Annotated in this window: 16 protein-coding genes; 6 read left to right on the top strand and 10 right to left on the bottom strand. The window is 68.9% G+C overall.

Going from position 1 to position 14,382, the window contains the following annotated elements; all coding sequences use genetic code 11:
- Window positions 1-9 precede the first annotated feature (9 nt).
- From Psi02_RS08580 to ychF, 5 genes are all read right to left on the bottom strand, one after another.
- A complete protein-coding gene (locus Psi02_RS08580; RefSeq protein WP_203972911.1) occupies window positions 10-297 on the bottom strand; it encodes a hypothetical protein in 288 nt (95 codons plus the stop codon).
- 50 nt (window positions 298-347) lie between these two features.
- Window positions 348-1,367 (bottom strand): conjugal transfer protein, encoded by a 1,020-nt coding sequence (locus Psi02_RS08575; protein ID WP_203972910.1) that lies wholly within the window; start codon window positions 1,365-1,367, stop codon window positions 348-350.
- A 516-nt stretch (window positions 1,368-1,883) separates the two neighbouring features.
- Window positions 1,884-2,018, bottom strand: a complete 135-nt coding sequence (locus tag Psi02_RS40665) for a hypothetical protein (protein ID WP_275415165.1) — start codon at window positions 2,016-2,018, stop codon at window positions 1,884-1,886.
- A gap of 210 nt (window positions 2,019-2,228) precedes the next feature.
- Entirely contained in the window at window positions 2,229-2,621 is a 393-nt protein-coding gene (locus tag Psi02_RS08570; protein ID WP_203972909.1) for a hypothetical protein, read from the bottom strand.
- A gap of 336 nt (window positions 2,622-2,957) precedes the next feature.
- A complete protein-coding gene (ychF, locus tag Psi02_RS08565; RefSeq protein ID WP_203972908.1) occupies window positions 2,958-4,046 on the bottom strand; it encodes a redox-regulated ATPase YchF in 1,089 nt (362 codons plus the stop codon).
- 122 nt (window positions 4,047-4,168) lie between these two features.
- Here ychF and Psi02_RS08560 point away from each other — a divergent pair, with 122 nt between their 5' ends.
- Both Psi02_RS08560 and Psi02_RS08555 read left to right on the top strand, forming a co-directional pair.
- On the top strand, window positions 4,169-5,482 hold the full coding sequence (locus tag Psi02_RS08560) for a DNA recombination protein RmuC (protein WP_203972907.1): 1,314 nt from the start codon (window positions 4,169-4,171) through the stop codon (window positions 5,480-5,482).
- A gap of 9 nt (window positions 5,483-5,491) precedes the next feature.
- Complete coding sequence (locus Psi02_RS08555; protein ID WP_203972906.1) at window positions 5,492-5,989, top strand: DUF6542 domain-containing protein; 498 nt, start codon at window positions 5,492-5,494, stop codon at window positions 5,987-5,989.
- A gap of 22 nt (window positions 5,990-6,011) precedes the next feature.
- On the opposite strand, the gene Psi02_RS08550 is transcribed toward Psi02_RS08555, so the two are convergent.
- On the bottom strand, window positions 6,012-6,977 hold the full coding sequence (locus tag Psi02_RS08550) for a 4-hydroxy-3-methylbut-2-enyl diphosphate reductase (protein ID WP_203972905.1): 966 nt from the start codon (window positions 6,975-6,977) through the stop codon (window positions 6,012-6,014).
- 88 nt (window positions 6,978-7,065) lie between these two features.
- Between Psi02_RS08550 and Psi02_RS08545 the strand changes: the two genes are divergently transcribed.
- Together Psi02_RS08545 and xseA are read left to right on the top strand one after the other, a co-directional pair.
- Entirely contained in the window at window positions 7,066-7,878 is an 813-nt protein-coding gene (locus tag Psi02_RS08545; protein ID WP_203972904.1) for a DUF8129 domain-containing protein, read from the top strand.
- A gap of 8 nt (window positions 7,879-7,886) precedes the next feature.
- Window positions 7,887-9,089: an exodeoxyribonuclease VII large subunit gene (xseA, locus tag Psi02_RS08540; protein ID WP_203953736.1), complete on the top strand. Its 1,203-nt coding sequence runs from the start codon at window positions 7,887-7,889 to the stop codon at window positions 9,087-9,089.
- 4 nt (window positions 9,090-9,093) lie between these two features.
- Here the strand turns inward: xseA and asnB are convergent, their stop codons facing one another.
- On the bottom strand, window positions 9,094-10,938 hold the full coding sequence (gene asnB, locus Psi02_RS08535; RefSeq protein WP_203972903.1) for an asparagine synthase (glutamine-hydrolyzing): 1,845 nt from the start codon (window positions 10,936-10,938) through the stop codon (window positions 9,094-9,096).
- A gap of 125 nt (window positions 10,939-11,063) precedes the next feature.
- On the opposite strand from asnB, the gene Psi02_RS08530 reads away from it, so the two are divergent.
- Window positions 11,064-11,303: an exodeoxyribonuclease VII small subunit gene (locus Psi02_RS08530; protein WP_239094717.1), complete on the top strand. Its 240-nt coding sequence runs from the start codon at window positions 11,064-11,066 to the stop codon at window positions 11,301-11,303.
- Window positions 11,304-11,314: 11 nt separating this feature from the next.
- Here the strand turns inward: Psi02_RS08530 and Psi02_RS08525 are convergent, their stop codons facing one another.
- Window positions 11,315-11,854, bottom strand: a complete 540-nt coding sequence (locus Psi02_RS08525) for a DUF4245 domain-containing protein (RefSeq protein WP_203972901.1) — start codon at window positions 11,852-11,854, stop codon at window positions 11,315-11,317.
- 11 nt (window positions 11,855-11,865) lie between these two features.
- Complete coding sequence (locus Psi02_RS08520; RefSeq protein WP_203953740.1) at window positions 11,866-12,456, bottom strand: TetR/AcrR family transcriptional regulator; 591 nt, start codon at window positions 12,454-12,456, stop codon at window positions 11,866-11,868.
- 139 nt (window positions 12,457-12,595) lie between these two features.
- Here Psi02_RS08520 and glpX point away from each other — a divergent pair, with 139 nt between their 5' ends.
- Window positions 12,596-13,624 carry a class II fructose-bisphosphatase gene (glpX, locus tag Psi02_RS08515; RefSeq protein WP_203972900.1) on the top strand — a complete coding sequence of 343 codons (1,029 nt, stop codon included), beginning with the start codon at window positions 12,596-12,598 and terminating at the stop codon, window positions 13,622-13,624.
- Window positions 13,625-13,721: 97 nt separating this feature from the next.
- On the opposite strand, the gene Psi02_RS08510 is transcribed toward glpX, so the two are convergent.
- On the bottom strand, window positions 13,722-14,378 hold the full coding sequence (locus Psi02_RS08510) for a DUF1707 SHOCT-like domain-containing protein (RefSeq protein WP_239094716.1): 657 nt from the start codon (window positions 14,376-14,378) through the stop codon (window positions 13,722-13,724).
- Window positions 14,379-14,382: the final 4 nt, after the last annotated feature.

Genomic DNA, 14,382 nt, shown 5'->3' with positions numbered 1-14,382 from the left:
TCCGCCGGATCACTTGATTCCGAGCGCGCCCGCGATCGCCTTCGCCGTCACCTCGATGATGTTGGGCACATAGAAGATCACGCCGATGGCGATCGCCAGAATGATGAACTGCACGAACCTGGTGATCTCACGGGTGAAGAGGAAGAAAAGCGCCACGATGGAGACGACCACGAGGAACAGCGGCGCGAAGAAGGTACGGAGGAAGTCCGCCAGACCTTCGGTGTTGATTCCCCCCGTCGGGGGCTGCGAGGGCGCGGCCAGTTCCAGGGAACTGTCCACGATGGTCTTCAGAATCAATTCTCGCCCTCCCGGGGGTATGGATCAGCGATGTCATGGCCGGGCATGCGCTACCCCACGGACCGGCTCGCACCCTGGACCTGCTGGACGAACCACTTGCCGCCCTGCTTCTCCATGGTCAGTCGGTAGGCCTGCTCGAGGCCGCCGGGCTGGACGGCCGGGTCGTTCTGCTCGGAGGTCGAGACGGCGTCCGTTCCGTTCGACGAGACGGCCCACACGACCACTGCGGTGACCTCCCTGGTGTTCGCCTCGCCTTCCGGCACGACGAGATCCTTGAGCTGGGCCAGGGTGAACTCCCCGTTGAAGCCGTCGATCGGCTTCCCGCTCGCGACATACCGCTGCAGATCCACCTGGTTGCCCGCCGCGAACGCCTTGAAGAAGCCCTCGACCTGCGGCCGTAGCTCCGCCTCCGTCGCCGAGTCCCGCGACGGGCCGGAGACCTGGGGGAACCCCGGCAGCGCGGGAGCGGGCAGCAGTCCCGGCTGTCCCGACACGACGAAGTGTCCGCCGTCGTTGTAGATCGGAACGGACAGCAGCCCACGGTGCCCACCGGTCTGGTAGGCGACCGTGACGACGGCGTCGTGCTCGTCGCTCACCTGAATTCCGGAGAACTGAAATGCGCCGGCCGCCATTCGTCCATAGCCGTTCCAGCCGAACTGCTCGTCCGCGCCTTCAGGAAGAAAAGCCTTCAACCGTTCCGCTCTTTGCTGCGCGTCGGTGGCGTCATAATTCAAATAGACGGCGGCGAACTGATTGGCGAATGCGGCCGCCTGCGTCACGGGAAAATCACGACCACTCGAACTCGGCGTCGTTTCCGAATCCGTCGCGGCGCCGTTCTGGCTCAGCCGCTCGAAAGGCGCCCGGACGCCGTTGACGACGATCACGATGATGAGCGCCCACAGAACGGCACGCCCCGCCCACACGAGCCAGCGGCCCCCGCCACCGCCCCAGCCTCCACGCCTGGAGGACGTTCCACGCGACACTGTCACCCGATCAGGGCCCTCCAGAGGGTACGACTCGGGGTCGCCAGCGATCCGCGGATCCTGCTGGACGGTTGACCTGCGAGCCATCACGCCTCCGCTCGCGCCGATCCCCCCGGCTGGCGCGGTGTCGTCTTACTCTCGATCCGGTTAGCCGCATTGAAGTATTCACCCTAGCGGTCTCGCCAATTCTTCCAGGAAAGCCACGCCCATGGTGCAAGCATCGCCGTGACCGAGCAAACCAGGTCTACTTCCAGATGAGACGACCCCACGCCTGACGCTCCGCGGGAAAGCACGTTACGCCTGGCCAGCGCGGACATCGATTACCTAACCGCCACGTATTGCTGTCCTCGCAGCTCAGAGAGGTATCACGATGCCGATCTCGACCTGCGGCGGAACACTGGCCGCCGCTCGGCCGGCCCCAGGGCCGGGGAGTTCGCGCTGATGGCCGCGCGGCCATCCGACCTCGCGTCGGCGGTTGATCGTTGCCGAAAGTTCACGGTGTCTTGGGCCCCGTGCGCGCCCCGGGAGCACAGACCCGAGCGGCGGGCGACACCGAGCCGCACACAGGAAGAGATCGGCGAACGGTACGGGGCACTCGAATGGTCAACCCCGCTGTACGGGGTCCAGGGCGAACACGGCGACCAAGACGAAGTCGTAGATGAGGAATGCCGCGTAGCCGATCAGGGCGACACCGGCCAGCATCGCGACCGCCCTCTTGGGCGCGATCAGCCGGGTCAAGTGTTGCGCCAGGCCAAGGCTCCGGCTAGGGGTGCGGGAGATTCTTCACGCGACTCATACGAGCCTCCTCGGCCCGGGCTGCCGGTGCCGCCTCACGTGGCGTTCTGACCAGGCAATACAGCTCTCAACGTCTCTTGTCGACTTCCGGCGCTTTGCGCCTCGGACGGAACCAGAACGGAACTGGGGAGGCCCAGCGGTGCGGAGTGGACGTTAATCAACCGAGATCGGGCACTCCTCGAAGCGGACTCCAGTGAGTTCGCATACGGCTGCGTCCCTTTGATCTCCGGACGGTTGCCGGCTCAGGACAGATGCTGTCGCACGAGCCTTGGCATCGAAGCACGACGGATTCTGGTTGACGGCCATGATGAGGATCTTGACCCTTCCTTCTTCCATGGCGCCAGTTCGACTGTCCATTTCCGGCTCTTGGCTTACCGGCTGCTTCCGCACCTGATCGGCAAGCTCCTTGATTGTTTGATTGGCCTGCCCACACCCCTCCGAAGGCGCCGAAGCGACATCTCCCTTTGCGGCACCAACGGCATACCCGCCCAAGGTAAACGCGATCGCTCCCGCTGTACTCGCCAGCGCGATGATCAGTCTTCTCATGACGCGGGATGCTATCGGGAGGCGTCGACTTAATAGGCCCTGTCCATCCCACCGCGCGGAGCGGCAGCCAGGCCTGGCGACGAGGTCGCCAACGCTGGGCTGCCGGAGAGCACGACGTCTCATGACCTTCGCCATCATCATGCTTCGCTGCTGTTGATGCAGGGCGAATCAGTCATCGTCGTAGCCGAGGGTCTGGGGCATGAGAACGCCAACCTCGTTCTCTTGATGCCGGGCTCCGAGGAACGCACTCGTCGAGCGGAGGACGATGCCAGGTCGTGTGCCCGGACGTGCCCAACACGACGACCCGAACGCCTGACCTGGGCGGACGGCGCCGGGTCAGACGTTGAAGCGGAACTCCACGACGTCGCCGTCACGCATGACGTAGTCCTTGCCCTCGATCCTGGCCCGGCCGGCGGACCTGGCGGCGGTCATCGATCCCGCCTCGACCAGGTCGTCGAACGAGACCACCTCGGCCTTGATGAAGCCGCGCTGGAAGTCGGTGTGGATGACGCCGGCGGCCTCGGGTGCGGTGGCGCCCTTGCGGATCGTCCAGGCCCGGGCCTCCTTGGGCCCCGCGGTCAGGTAGGTCTGCAGGCCGAGCGTCTCGAAGCCGACCCTGGCCAGCTGGGACAGGCCGGACTCCTCCTGGCCGACCGACTGCAGCAGTTCCAGCGCCTCGTCGTCGGGCAACTCGACCAGCTCGGACTCGATCTTGGCGTCGAGGAACACGGCCTCCGCGGGGGCGACGATCGCCGAGAGCTTCGCCCGCAGGTCGTCGTCCGTCAGCTCGTCCGCGTCGAGGTTGAACACGTACAGGAACGGCTTGGCCGTCAGCAGGTGCAGCTCACGCAGGTCGGCGAGGTCGATCCCGGCCGCCTTCGCACCGGCGTACAGCGTCGTCCCGGTGTCGAGCAGCTTGGCGGCGGCCTCGGCGGCCTCCAGGACAATCTTGCGGTCCTTGTTGGTCCGCGCCTCCTTCTGGAGCCGCGGGACCGCCTTCTCGATCGTCTGGAGGTCGGCGAGGATCAGCTCGGTGTTGATCGTCTCGATGTCGCGCGCGGGCGAGACGTCACCGTCGACGTGGGTGACGTCGGGGTCGGTGAAGACCCGGATGACCTGGCAGATGGCGTCGGTCTCGCGGATGTTGGCCAGGAACTGGTTGCCCCGGCCCTGTCCCTCCGAGGCTCCCTTGACCAGCCCCGCGATGTCGACGAACTCGACCTTGGCGGGCAGGATCCGAACGGAGTCGTAGATCTCCGCCAGCCTGCCCAGCCGCGCGTCGGGCACACCCACGATGCCCACGTTGGGCTCGATGGTGGCGAACGGATAGTTCGCCGCCAGGGCGTTGGCGCTCTTGGTCAGGGCGTTGAAAAGCGTGGACTTGCCGACGTTGGGCAGGCCGACGATGCCGATGCTCAGGCTCACGTTGGCCGAGTTTACGGGCCTGCGCCGGTGAGCAGGACATCAGCGCTTCAGCGTGCCCGCAGGCGCGCCCGGGTGAGCGCGCCTCCACGTCATGGAAGGGACAACCTGGGATCATCCACACCGTGGATGTCGTGGCTCTCGCACTCTGGCTGGCCGTGGGGCTCCTCGCCGGGCTCGTGGTCGGTTTCGCACTCGGGCGGGGCCGGATGACCCGTGAGGCGGCCGAGTCCGCCGTCAAGCTGGCCGAGGCCCGGGGACGGGCGCAGGCGGCCGAAGACCGGATGGCCTACGTCGACGCCCAGCTTCCCGAGAGGTTCCAGGCCCTGTCCGCGCGGGCCCTCGACGTCGCCAACCTCCGCTTCCTCGAACTCGCGGAGAACCGGCTCAACACCACGCGGGCCGAGGCCGCGGGCGATCTCGACCAGCGGCGCCAGGCCGTCGAGGGCCTGGTCGCCCCGCTCAAGGAGACGCTCGCGAGGGTCGAGGAGCAGCTCAGGGAGACCGAGTCGGGCTCAAGGGCCGCCCGCGCCGAGCTGAGCAAGCAGATGGAGTTCGTCAGGGCCAGCTCGGAGCAGCTCAAGACGCAGACGACGGCCCTCGTCCGGGCCCTCCAGCGGCCGGAGGCACGCGGCCGCTGGGGAGAGCTTCAACTGCGCCGCGTCGCCGAGATCGCCGGCATGGCCCGGTTCTGCGACTTCGACGAGCAGGTCAGCGCCGCGACCAGGGACGGGCTCGTCCGCCCCGACATGGTCGTACGGCTCAGCGGCGGCAAGAACATCATCGTCGACTCCAAGGTGTCCCTCGCGGCCTATCTGGAGGCCGCGGAGGCGACCGACCCCGACCTCGCCTCGGCACGGCTCGACGCACACGCCCGCCATCTGCGCGAGCACGTGGACCGGCTGGCCGCCAAGACCTACTGGCAGGCTTTCAGCCCGTCCCCCGAGTTCATGGTGCTGTTCATCCCCGGTGAGGCGTTCCTCGCGCCCGCGCTGGAGCGCGATCCCGCGCTGCTCGAATACGCGATGAAGCGGCGTGTGCACATCGCGACCCCGACCACGCTGATCACCATGCTGCGGACCGCCCAGTACGCCTGGCAGCAGGCGGCGCTGAGTGAGAACGCCAAGGCGGTCTTCGACCTCGGCAAGGAGCTGTACGAGCGGCTGGGCAACCTCGGCCGCCACGTCGACGGCCTGGGCAAGGCGCTGTCGAGGGCGGTCGTCGCGTACAACCAGACCGTGGGGTCGCTGGAGACCCGGGTCCTCGTCAGCGCCCGCAAGATGAACGACCTCGGCCTGGTGAGCACCCCGCTCAACGCGCCGGAACTCGTCGAGGAGGTCCCCCGCCTCGTCGGGATACCGGAAGTGGAAGGTGAAGAGCAGGTAAGCCACCCTCCATTCCCGCGCCAGAACGGTAAATTGACGCGAGACTTGTCGTAAGGGGGGCTCATGACAGGCACCGATCAGGCAAGGCTCAAGCTGACGGCCCGTGGCGCCGTCGCACTGCTCTTCATCGTCACGCTCCTGGGGCAGATCGTCTCCCTCCCCGGACCGGCGTTCGTCGTCGGCTGCATAGGCGTCGCCTTGCTCGTGCAGCCGCGAGACCTGCTGCCGATGGTCGTGACCCCGCCGCTGGTCTTCTTCACCGCCACGACGTTCATCGAGGTCGTCCGGTCGATCGGGGCCGATTCGATGGCGCAGGCGCTCGGCCTCGGCCTGTTCACCGCGCTCTCGTCCGGTGCGCCCTGGCTGTTCGGCGGCTCGGCCCTGGTGCTGGGGATCGCGTGGCCGCGGGGCCTGTCCGACAACGTGCGCGACCTCCGGCACGATCTCGCCATCAAGACCCCGGGCATCCCGAAGCAGCGGGTGAGCAGCGAGGGAACCTACGCTCCCGAGCCCGAGGGCTACTTCGAGCCCCGCGTGTACGGCAAGACCACCGACGACTGAGCCCTGATCGGGCGGGCCCCGATCAGGCGGTGCGCAGATCGCGCCGCAGCTCGTGCGGCAGGGCGAACCGCATGCTCTCCTTGACGGACTCGACCTCCTGCACGTCGATGAAGCCGAGCTCCGCGAGCCGTGCCAGCACGCCGTCCACCAGTTCCTCGGGGACGGACGCGCCACTCGTGACGCCGACGGTGGTCACGCCGTCGAGCCACTCCTCCTGGACGAACGATGCGTCGTCCACGAGGTAGGAGGCGTCGGCGCCGTAGTCCTTGGCCACCTCGACCAGCCGCTTGGAGTTGGAGGAGTTGGTGGAGCCGACCACGATGACCAGCTCGGACTCGGCCGCGATCTCCTTGACGGCCGTCTGCCGGTTCGACGTGGCGTAGCAGATGTCGTCGCTCGGCGGGTCGATCAGGTTGGGGAAGCGGCCGCGCAGCCGGGCGACGGTCTCCTCGGTCTCGTCGACCGACAACGTCGTCTGGGAGAGCCAGACCACCTTCTCCGGGTCGCGGACCTCGATGCCCTCCACGCCGTCGAACCCGTCGACGAGCTGGATGTGCTGCGGGGCCTCTCCCGCGGTCCCCTCGACCTCCTCGTGGCCTTCGTGGCCGATGAGCAGGATGTCGTAGTCCTTGGCGGCGAACCGCCTCGCCTCGTTGTGGACCTTCGTGACCAGCGGGCAGGTCGCGTCGATCGTCTTGAGGTGGCGGCCGGCGGCCTCCTCGTGGACACTGGGCGCCACGCCGTGGGCGGAGAACACCACGATCGCGCCCTCGGGGACCTGCTCGGTCTCCTCGACGAACACCGCGCCCCTGGCCTCGAGCCGCTTCACCACGTGGGTGTTGTGGACGATCTGCTTACGCACGTAGATGGGCGCGCCGTACTGGTCGAGCGCCCTCTCGACCGCCTCGACGGCTCGGTCCACTCCGGCGCAGTAACCGCGCGGCTTGGCGAGCAGGACACGGCGGGCCCGAGGGGTCTCTGAATCCATGTTCCTATGCTATGTGGAACGCCAGCCACCTCTTGACTCCGGTCTTGCGAGACTGGACGTCCACCGAAATATCTCCCCAGGAGTAGCGATGTCCGTCCTTAGAACCATTACGAAACCGCTACGCGACGCCCTACATCGCCGCGACCAGCTTCGCGACAAGGCAAAAGACCTGCCCGTGAACGCCCTCCAGACCGCTTTGAGCAGCGTCGGGCACGCACTGCTCCTCAGCGACCGTGTCAGGACGGCGCTCAAGCGGCTGACGACGTCCGAGGAGAAGGAGGCGGCGGACACCTCGCGCACCGCGACCACCGAGGCCGCTGCCGCGCACGAGGAGCCGGCCGCCCCCCAGGCGGAGGAGCCCAAGCCCGCACGGCGTGAGCCGGTGATCTACGCGCCGCGGCAGGAGAGCAAGAAGGCCGAGGCGGAGGCGCCCGTAGAGATACCGGTGGAGACGCCGACTGCGGCTGCGGTCGAGCCCGAGACGCCGGCCACGGTCGAGCCGAAGGCGGCCGAGGCCGAGACGCCCGTGGAGACGCCCGTGGAGACTCCGGCCAAGGCCCCGGCGAAGGCTCCGGCCAAGCCCAGGGCCAAGGCGGCCCCCAGGACGACCGCCAAGACCGCCGCGAAGCCGAGGACCAGGACGGCCGCGAAGACGGCGGACACGACCGGCGCCGAGGCGGCCACCGCGACGAAGACCACCACGGACACCGCGGTGGACACCACAGGGGAGCCGCTGCCCGGCTACGGTGAACTGACGATCGCGTCACTTCGCGCGAGGCTCCGGAGCCAGTCGATCGACCAGATCCGGGACCTGCTCGCCTATGAGAAGGCGCACGCGGGCCGCGCCGAGGTCGTCCGCCTGTACGAGAACCGCCTGGCCAAGCTCGAAGCCCAGCCCTAGGAGCACATGTGACCGCGAAGACGTCACCGGAGGCGCCGCTCCCGATCAGGTCGGTGCTGCAGATGGTCGCCCAGTGGATCGGCAAGCTGGGAACCATCTGGGTCGAGGGACAGATCACCGAGCTGACCGCCCGCGGCGGCACGGTGTTCCTGACTCTGCGCGACCCGGTGGCCAACGTCTCCGCGCGGGTCACCTGCACGCGGAACGTCTACGAGGCGAGCGTGCCCCGGCCGGTGGACGGGGCACGGGTGGTCATGCACGTGAAGCCGGACTTCTGGGTCAACAAGGGCTCGTTCTCGTTCACCGCGACGGAGATTCGGCCGGTCGGCATCGGGGAGCTGCTGGCCAGACTCGAACGGCTCCGTCACGTCCTGGCCGGTGAGGGCCTGTTCAACGTGGACCGCAAGAGACGGCTGCCGTTCCTGCCGTCCACGATCGGCCTGATCTGCGGGCGGGACTCCGCCGCGGAACGCGACGTGCTGGAGAACGCCCGGCGCCGCTGGCCGGCCGTCCGGTTCAAGGTCGAGGCGGTGGCCGTACAGGGGCCGTACGCCGTCGGCGAGGTCACCGATGCGCTGAGCAGGCTCGACGCCGATCGGGAGGTCGACGTCATCATCGTGACCCGCGGCGGCGGTTCCCTGGAGGACCTGCTGCCGTTCTCCGACGAGTCCCTGGTACGCGCGGTCGCGGCATGCCGTACGCCCGTCGTCAGCGCCATCGGCCACGAGCAGGACAGCCCCCTGCTGGACCTCGTGGCCGATGTGCGGGCCTCCACCCCGACCGACGCGGCGAAGAAGGTCGTGCCCGACGTCGGCGAGCAGCTCACGCTGGTCCGCCAGCTCAGGGATCGCGGCCGCCGCGTCGTCGGCGGCTGGGTCGAGCGCGAGCTGTCGTGGCTGGGCTCGGTGCGCTCCCGGCCCTCCCTCGCCGACCCGGTCCGCGAGCTGGACCGCCGGGCCGAGCAGGTGGACGCCCTGCGTGAGCGGTCCAGGCGCAGCCTCACCTCGTCGCTGGACCGCTCGGCCGACTCGCTCGAGCACCTGCGCGCCCGGCTCGTGGCGTTGTCACCGGCCGCCACGCTGGAGCGCGGCTACGCGATCGCGCAGCGCGCCTCCGGCGAGGTCGTACGGCTGGCCGGCGACGTGAAGCCCGGCGACGAGCTGACGATCCGCTTCTCCGACGACCGGGTGACCGTTACCGCCCAGGAGTGACGCCCTAGACGACGATCCGCGTCCCGTAGTCCTCCAGCCAGGTGTTGAACTGGAGCAGCCCTTCCAGTGCGGCCCTGGGACCCTGGAGGCTGGTGGCTGCCAGCGGTTCGGCGAGGATGGCCCGCACCTTGGCGGTGTCCACCAGAGACTCGGCGGCGAACCCTCCGCCGTCGAGCAGCCTGGCGGTCTCCGCACGCAGGGCCTCCTCGTAGGACGGGTCCTGCGTCGACGGGTAGGGGCTCTTGACGCGGTCACGCACCGAGACCGGCAGGACGTCCCCGGCGGCCGCCCGCAGCAGGCTCTTCTCCCGGCCGTCGAAGGTCTTCATGCTCCACGGGGCGTTGAAGACGTAGTCGACCAGCCGGTGGTCGCAGAACGGCACCCGGACCTCGAGCCCGACGGCCATGCTCATGCGGTCCTTGCGGTCGAGCAGGATCTGCACGAACCGGGTGAGGTGCAGGTAGCTGACCTCTCGCATGCGCCGCTCCAGGCCCGTCTCGCCGGAGAGCCTGGGGACCTCGGCCAGCGCCTGCTGGTAGCTGTCCGCCCGGTAGGCGGGGATGTCGAGCTTGCGCAGCAGATGCTCCTCGAGGAAGTGCCCCCTGCTGGTGTGCCCGGCGAGGCCCACGCCCGCCAGCCACGGGAACGTGCCGGAGTTGACCGCCTCCGGGTCGTGGAACCACCTGTACCCGCCGAAGACCTCGTCGGCCGACTCGCCCGACAGGGCCACCGTCGAGTGGCTGCGGATCGCCTTGAAGAGCAGGTAGAGCGAGGTGTCCATGTCGCCGATGCCGATGGGCAGGTCACGCGCCCGCAGCACGGCGTCCCGCACGGCCGGATCCATGAGGTCGGCAGACTCGAGGATGATGTCCGCGTGCTCGGAGCCGACGTGCCGCACGAGGTCGTGCACGTAGGGCGTGTCGGGCGTGTCACGCATCTCGTCCGGCTGGAAGTTCTCCGCGTACCCGGTGAAGTCCACCGAGAAGGACCGGACCTTGTCCTGGCCTTCCAGCGCCCGCGCGGCGAGCGCGGTGACGACGCTGGAGTCGAGCCCTCCGGACAGGAGCGTGCACAGCGGAACATCGGAGATGAGCTGCCGGGTGACGATGTCGTCCAGGAGGTCGCGGACGGTCCTGACGGTGGTCTCCAGGTCGTCGGTGTGCTCGCGGGACTCCAGCTGCCAGTAGCGCCGCTTGCTCAGGCCCTCGCGGCGGATCCGGACGATCTGACCGGGGCGCACCTCGTACATGCCGCGGAAGACGGCGTTCTCCGGGGTCTTGACGAAGGCGAGCAGCTCGCGCAGCCCGTCGGCGTCCACGACCGGCCGCGCCAGCGGGTTGGCCAGGATCGCCTTGGGCTCGGACCCGAAGAGCACGCCGGTGGGGGTCGGGTAGTAGTACAGGGGCTTGATGCCCATCCGGTCGCGGACCAGGAGCAGTTCCTCGCGCCGGGTGTCCCAGATGGCGAAGGCGTACATGCCGTTCAGGCGGGTGACGAAGTCCTCGCCCCATTCCAGGTACGCCTCGAGGACGACCTCGGTGTCGCTGGACGTGCGGAAGCGGTGGCCCCGCTGCTTCAGTTCGTCGCGCAGCTCGTGGAAGTTGTACGCCTCACCGCTGTAGGTGAGAACGGCGATCGGGCGGCCGTCCTCCTCGGCGATCATGGGCTGGCGGCCGCCCTCGATGTCGATGATCGCGAGTCGCCGGTGACCGAGGGCCGCGTGCGGCGAGAGCCACAGCCCCTCCGCGTCCGGTCCCCTGCAGGCCATCGTGTCCACCATGGCCTGCGCCGTCCCCCGGGCCTGCTGGAGATCACGCTCATAGTCGACCCAGCCGCTGATTCCACACATCGTCGAGTCCCCCGACTTCGTCGTAGTGGTTAGCCGTGCTAAGTGAAAAACGTTCAAATATGCACTTTTATGCCCATATCAGACACTCGGCACTCCGGCACCGGAGGGCCTCTATGGTGGGGGACGTGGCTGAGGACAAGCAGACGCCGTCGTACGAGCAGGCCCGGGAAGAGCTCACCGAGGTCGTGCGCCGGCTGGAGACGGGCGGGCTCACGCTGGAGCAGTCCATCGAGCTCTGGGAGCGCGGCGAGAAGCTGGCCGCGCTCTGCGAGGAGTGGTTGCAGGGCGCCCGGGTGAAGCTGGCCGCGGCGATGGCCCAGCGCCAGGAGCCCCAGGCGAGCGGAACCGACGAGGCGCCCTTCTGACGGAAGGCCCCTCAGCCTGCCGTGGCGGCGTGGGACTGGGGGGCGAGCGAGGCGGCCAGATCCGCCAGCTCCTGCCAGTCGGCCGAACCGGTGACGACCACCGCGTGGGTCGGCTGGACCTGGACGAGAGATCGCTGGTTCTTGTCGGAGCGGAATCGTTCCTGCCAGGCCGTGCCGTTGATCTCACGACTTCCGGTGACCTTGTCGGTGTTGGCCATCCGGTTGGCGAACTCGGCCGCGGGCTGCTCGTTGCTCTGGGCGACCAGGGCGTGCATCTGCTTGCCGGTGGCGAAGCCCAGCCGCCAGGTCACGGTCGACCCGTTCTGGGTGACCGACGAGCTGTTGGGGACCCAGTTCGGCGGAACCTGCCGGGGCGCCTCGATCGGATACGACGCGGCACGTACGGCGTTGGCCTGGTCGATCGAGTAGTCGATCCGGGGAACGTGCTGCTCCCCGCTCTGCGGCGTGACGAGCAGGAACAGCCCGACCGCGGCGAGGCACACGAACAGAGCGAATGCGTAGCCGTAGAAACCCTGCGTGAATCGTCCCACGTAACCGCAGATTACCCGGTCGTGCGGGCGATGATGAGAAGAGCGTCCTCGGCCAGCTTGCGGGCGGCCTCCGGATCCTCGGAGAGGGTCACCTCCTGCACGACCGCCGACAGGGCGCCGGTGACCACGATGACCAGGGTGTCCTCGTGCTCGAACAGGGCCGCCGTCCGCCGGGCCCACTGGCGGAGCCGGTCGCGCATGATGACCTCGAAACCGGGAGGGGCGTCGCCCCGCAGGAAGAGCGCGGCGAGGTCGCGCTCGGTCAGGCAGCCCTCGAGATAGGCCCGCGCCCCGGCGAGGAACAGGGGCATCGGCTCGTTCTCCCCCGCCGTCCTGGCGTCTTGGACCGCCTGCCGGGTCCGCTGCGTCTGCCGGTGCTGGAACTCCTCGAAGAGCGTCAGATAGAGGTCGGCCTTGCCGGAGAAGTGGTGGTAGAGACTGCCCACACTCGCCCCCGCACGTGCCACCACCTCGGTCACACCGGCCTCGGCGAAACCGCTTGTGACGAATATCTCCCTTGCGGCGTCGAGAAGCGCACCCCGCGTGGCGGCTCCACGCTCTGACGTGCGTACTGTTACCGTTCGCTCGGTGTCGCTGCTCATGACGGCGACGATATCCCGCCCTGCCTCCCCTGGGGCAGTCCCGGACCAAATGGCCCCTCACCTGCGGCAACAGGTCCAGACCAATCGGACAAAGGGCGGTCCCGGGAACTACGATCTCTTGAAGACGGGAAGGGGATCGATGTCCGACCACGTACCGGCCGCCCTGGCGACAGGCGAGCACGCACCCGACCGAAACCTGGCACTCGAACTCGTACGGGTGACCGAGGCCGCCGCCATGGCCGCCGCCCGCTGGGTGGGCCGCGGCGACAAGAACGGGGCCGACGGCGCCGCCGTGAACGCGATGCGACAACTGATCAACACCGTCTCCATGCGAGGCGTGGTCGTGATCGGTGAGGGCGAGAAGGACAACGCGCCCATGTTGTTCAACGGCGAGGAGGTGGGCGACGGCACCGGCCCCGAGTGCGACGTGGCCGTCGACCCCATCGACGGCACCCGGCTCTGCGCCCTCGGCATGAACAACGCGATCTCCGTCATCGCCGTGGGCGAGCGGGGCTCCATGTACGACCCGTCCGCGGTCTTCTACATGGAGAAGCTGGTCACGGGCCCGGAGGCCGCCGACAAGGTGGACATCGAGGCGCCCGTCGCCGACAACATCAAGGCGGTGGCCAAGGCCAAGGGCGCCAAGCCGTCCGATGTCACGGTCGTCGTGCTCGACCGCCCCCGGCACGAGGGCATCGTCAAGGACATCAGGGAGACCGGAGCACGGATCCGGTTCATCACCGACGGCGACGTGGCGGGCGCGATCATGGCGGCCCGCGCCGGGACCGGCGTCGACCTGATGCTCGGCGTCGGCGGCACACCCGAGGGCATCGTGGCGGCTTGCGCGATGAAGTGCCTGGGCGGGGTCATCCAGGGCAAGCTGTGGCCCCGCGACGAGCAGGAGCGCGCCAAGGCCCTCGACGCCGGGCTCGACCTCGGGCAGGTGCTGACGACCGACGACCTGGTCCGTTCCGACGACGTGTTCTTCGCGGCGAGCGGGATCACCGACGGCGAACTGATGTACGGCGTGCGTTTCAAGGGCGGGGCCGCCGTCACGAACTCGCTGGTCATGCGGGGCCGCTCCGGCACGATCCGCAAGATCGAGAGCGAGCACCGGCTCTGGAAGCTCGGGGCCTACAGCGCGATCAACTTCGACACGGCGGTCTGAGGGCGGGCCTCGGCCGCCACGGGGCTCGGCCACCACAGGCCTCAGCCGCCACGGGCCCCGGCCGCCGAAACGAGTCCCGGCGGCTCGATGACGGGCCTCAGTCCCGGCGGAAGAGCCCCTTCCTGGGGCGTTGCGGCGACTTGGCGACGACCTTGCCGCCGAACACGAATCCCGCCAGTTCGATGACGGGCGCGTCCGGAGCGTGACCGGTCGCGCCCGGCGGCAGCCGTACCTCGTTGCGCAGGGAACCCACGCGCGCCGACGGGCCGGTCACGATGCGCACCCCCTCGGGGACGATCAGCGTGACCGTGCCGGCCATGACCGCGAGCTGGACCACCACCCGGCGTGACTGGAGCAGGGCCTCGCACAGGTCCATGGTGACCCGGCCGCCGACGGACGTGACGGGGACGTGCGAGGGGACGACCCAGCGGCCCCCGCGGCTCTCGTTGCGGAACAAGGCCGTCAGCGGTCGGCCGTCCATGCGGACCGGCTGCTCTTCCGGCGGGAGCAGGTCCGCGGTCAGTGCGGCGAGGGCGCCGAGCGTCCGGGCGGCGTAGGCCTGCTCGACGCGCTCCTCATGCTCGGGATGGGTGAGCCGGCCGTCGGTGACCGCGTCCGTCAGCGCGGCGATCACCCGCTCGCGGTCCGCGTCGGACGCCCGCAGGTCCTCGGCGGGAGCCGCCTCCGGGCTCCGCGAGGCGAGGAAGGCGGACAGCAGGTTGTTCAGCCGGGATGCGCGGGGCTCACTGCTCACATCT

Origin of the sequence: Planotetraspora silvatica (assembly GCF_016863315.1) — a bacterium.
Taxonomy (GTDB): Bacteria; Actinomycetota; Actinomycetes; order Streptosporangiales; family Streptosporangiaceae; genus Planotetraspora; species Planotetraspora silvatica.
Note: the sequence above shows the minus strand (reverse complement) of the source record. Positions and strands in the feature narration are given on the sequence as shown.

Coding starts and splice junctions, on each gene's coding strand:
- Psi02_RS08575 (WP_203972910.1), bottom strand. CDS start 1,367: ATGGCTCGCAGGTCAACCGTCCAGCAGGATCCGCGGATCGCTGGCGAC.
- Psi02_RS08570 (WP_203972909.1), bottom strand. CDS start 2,621: ATGAGAAGACTGATCATCGCGCTGGCGAGTACAGCGGGAGCGATCGCG.
- Psi02_RS08555 (WP_203972906.1), top strand. CDS start 5,492: ATGACAGGCACCGATCAGGCAAGGCTCAAGCTGACGGCCCGTGGCGCC.
- Psi02_RS08550 (WP_203972905.1), bottom strand. CDS start 6,977: ATGGATTCAGAGACCCCTCGGGCCCGCCGTGTCCTGCTCGCCAAGCCG.
- Psi02_RS08545 (WP_203972904.1), top strand. CDS start 7,066: ATGTCCGTCCTTAGAACCATTACGAAACCGCTACGCGACGCCCTACAT.
- asnB (WP_203972903.1), bottom strand. CDS start 10,938: ATGTGTGGAATCAGCGGCTGGGTCGACTATGAGCGTGATCTCCAGCAG.
- Psi02_RS08520 (WP_203953740.1), bottom strand. CDS start 12,456: ATGAGCAGCGACACCGAGCGAACGGTAACAGTACGCACGTCAGAGCGT.
- glpX (WP_203972900.1), top strand. CDS start 12,596: ATGTCCGACCACGTACCGGCCGCCCTGGCGACAGGCGAGCACGCACCC.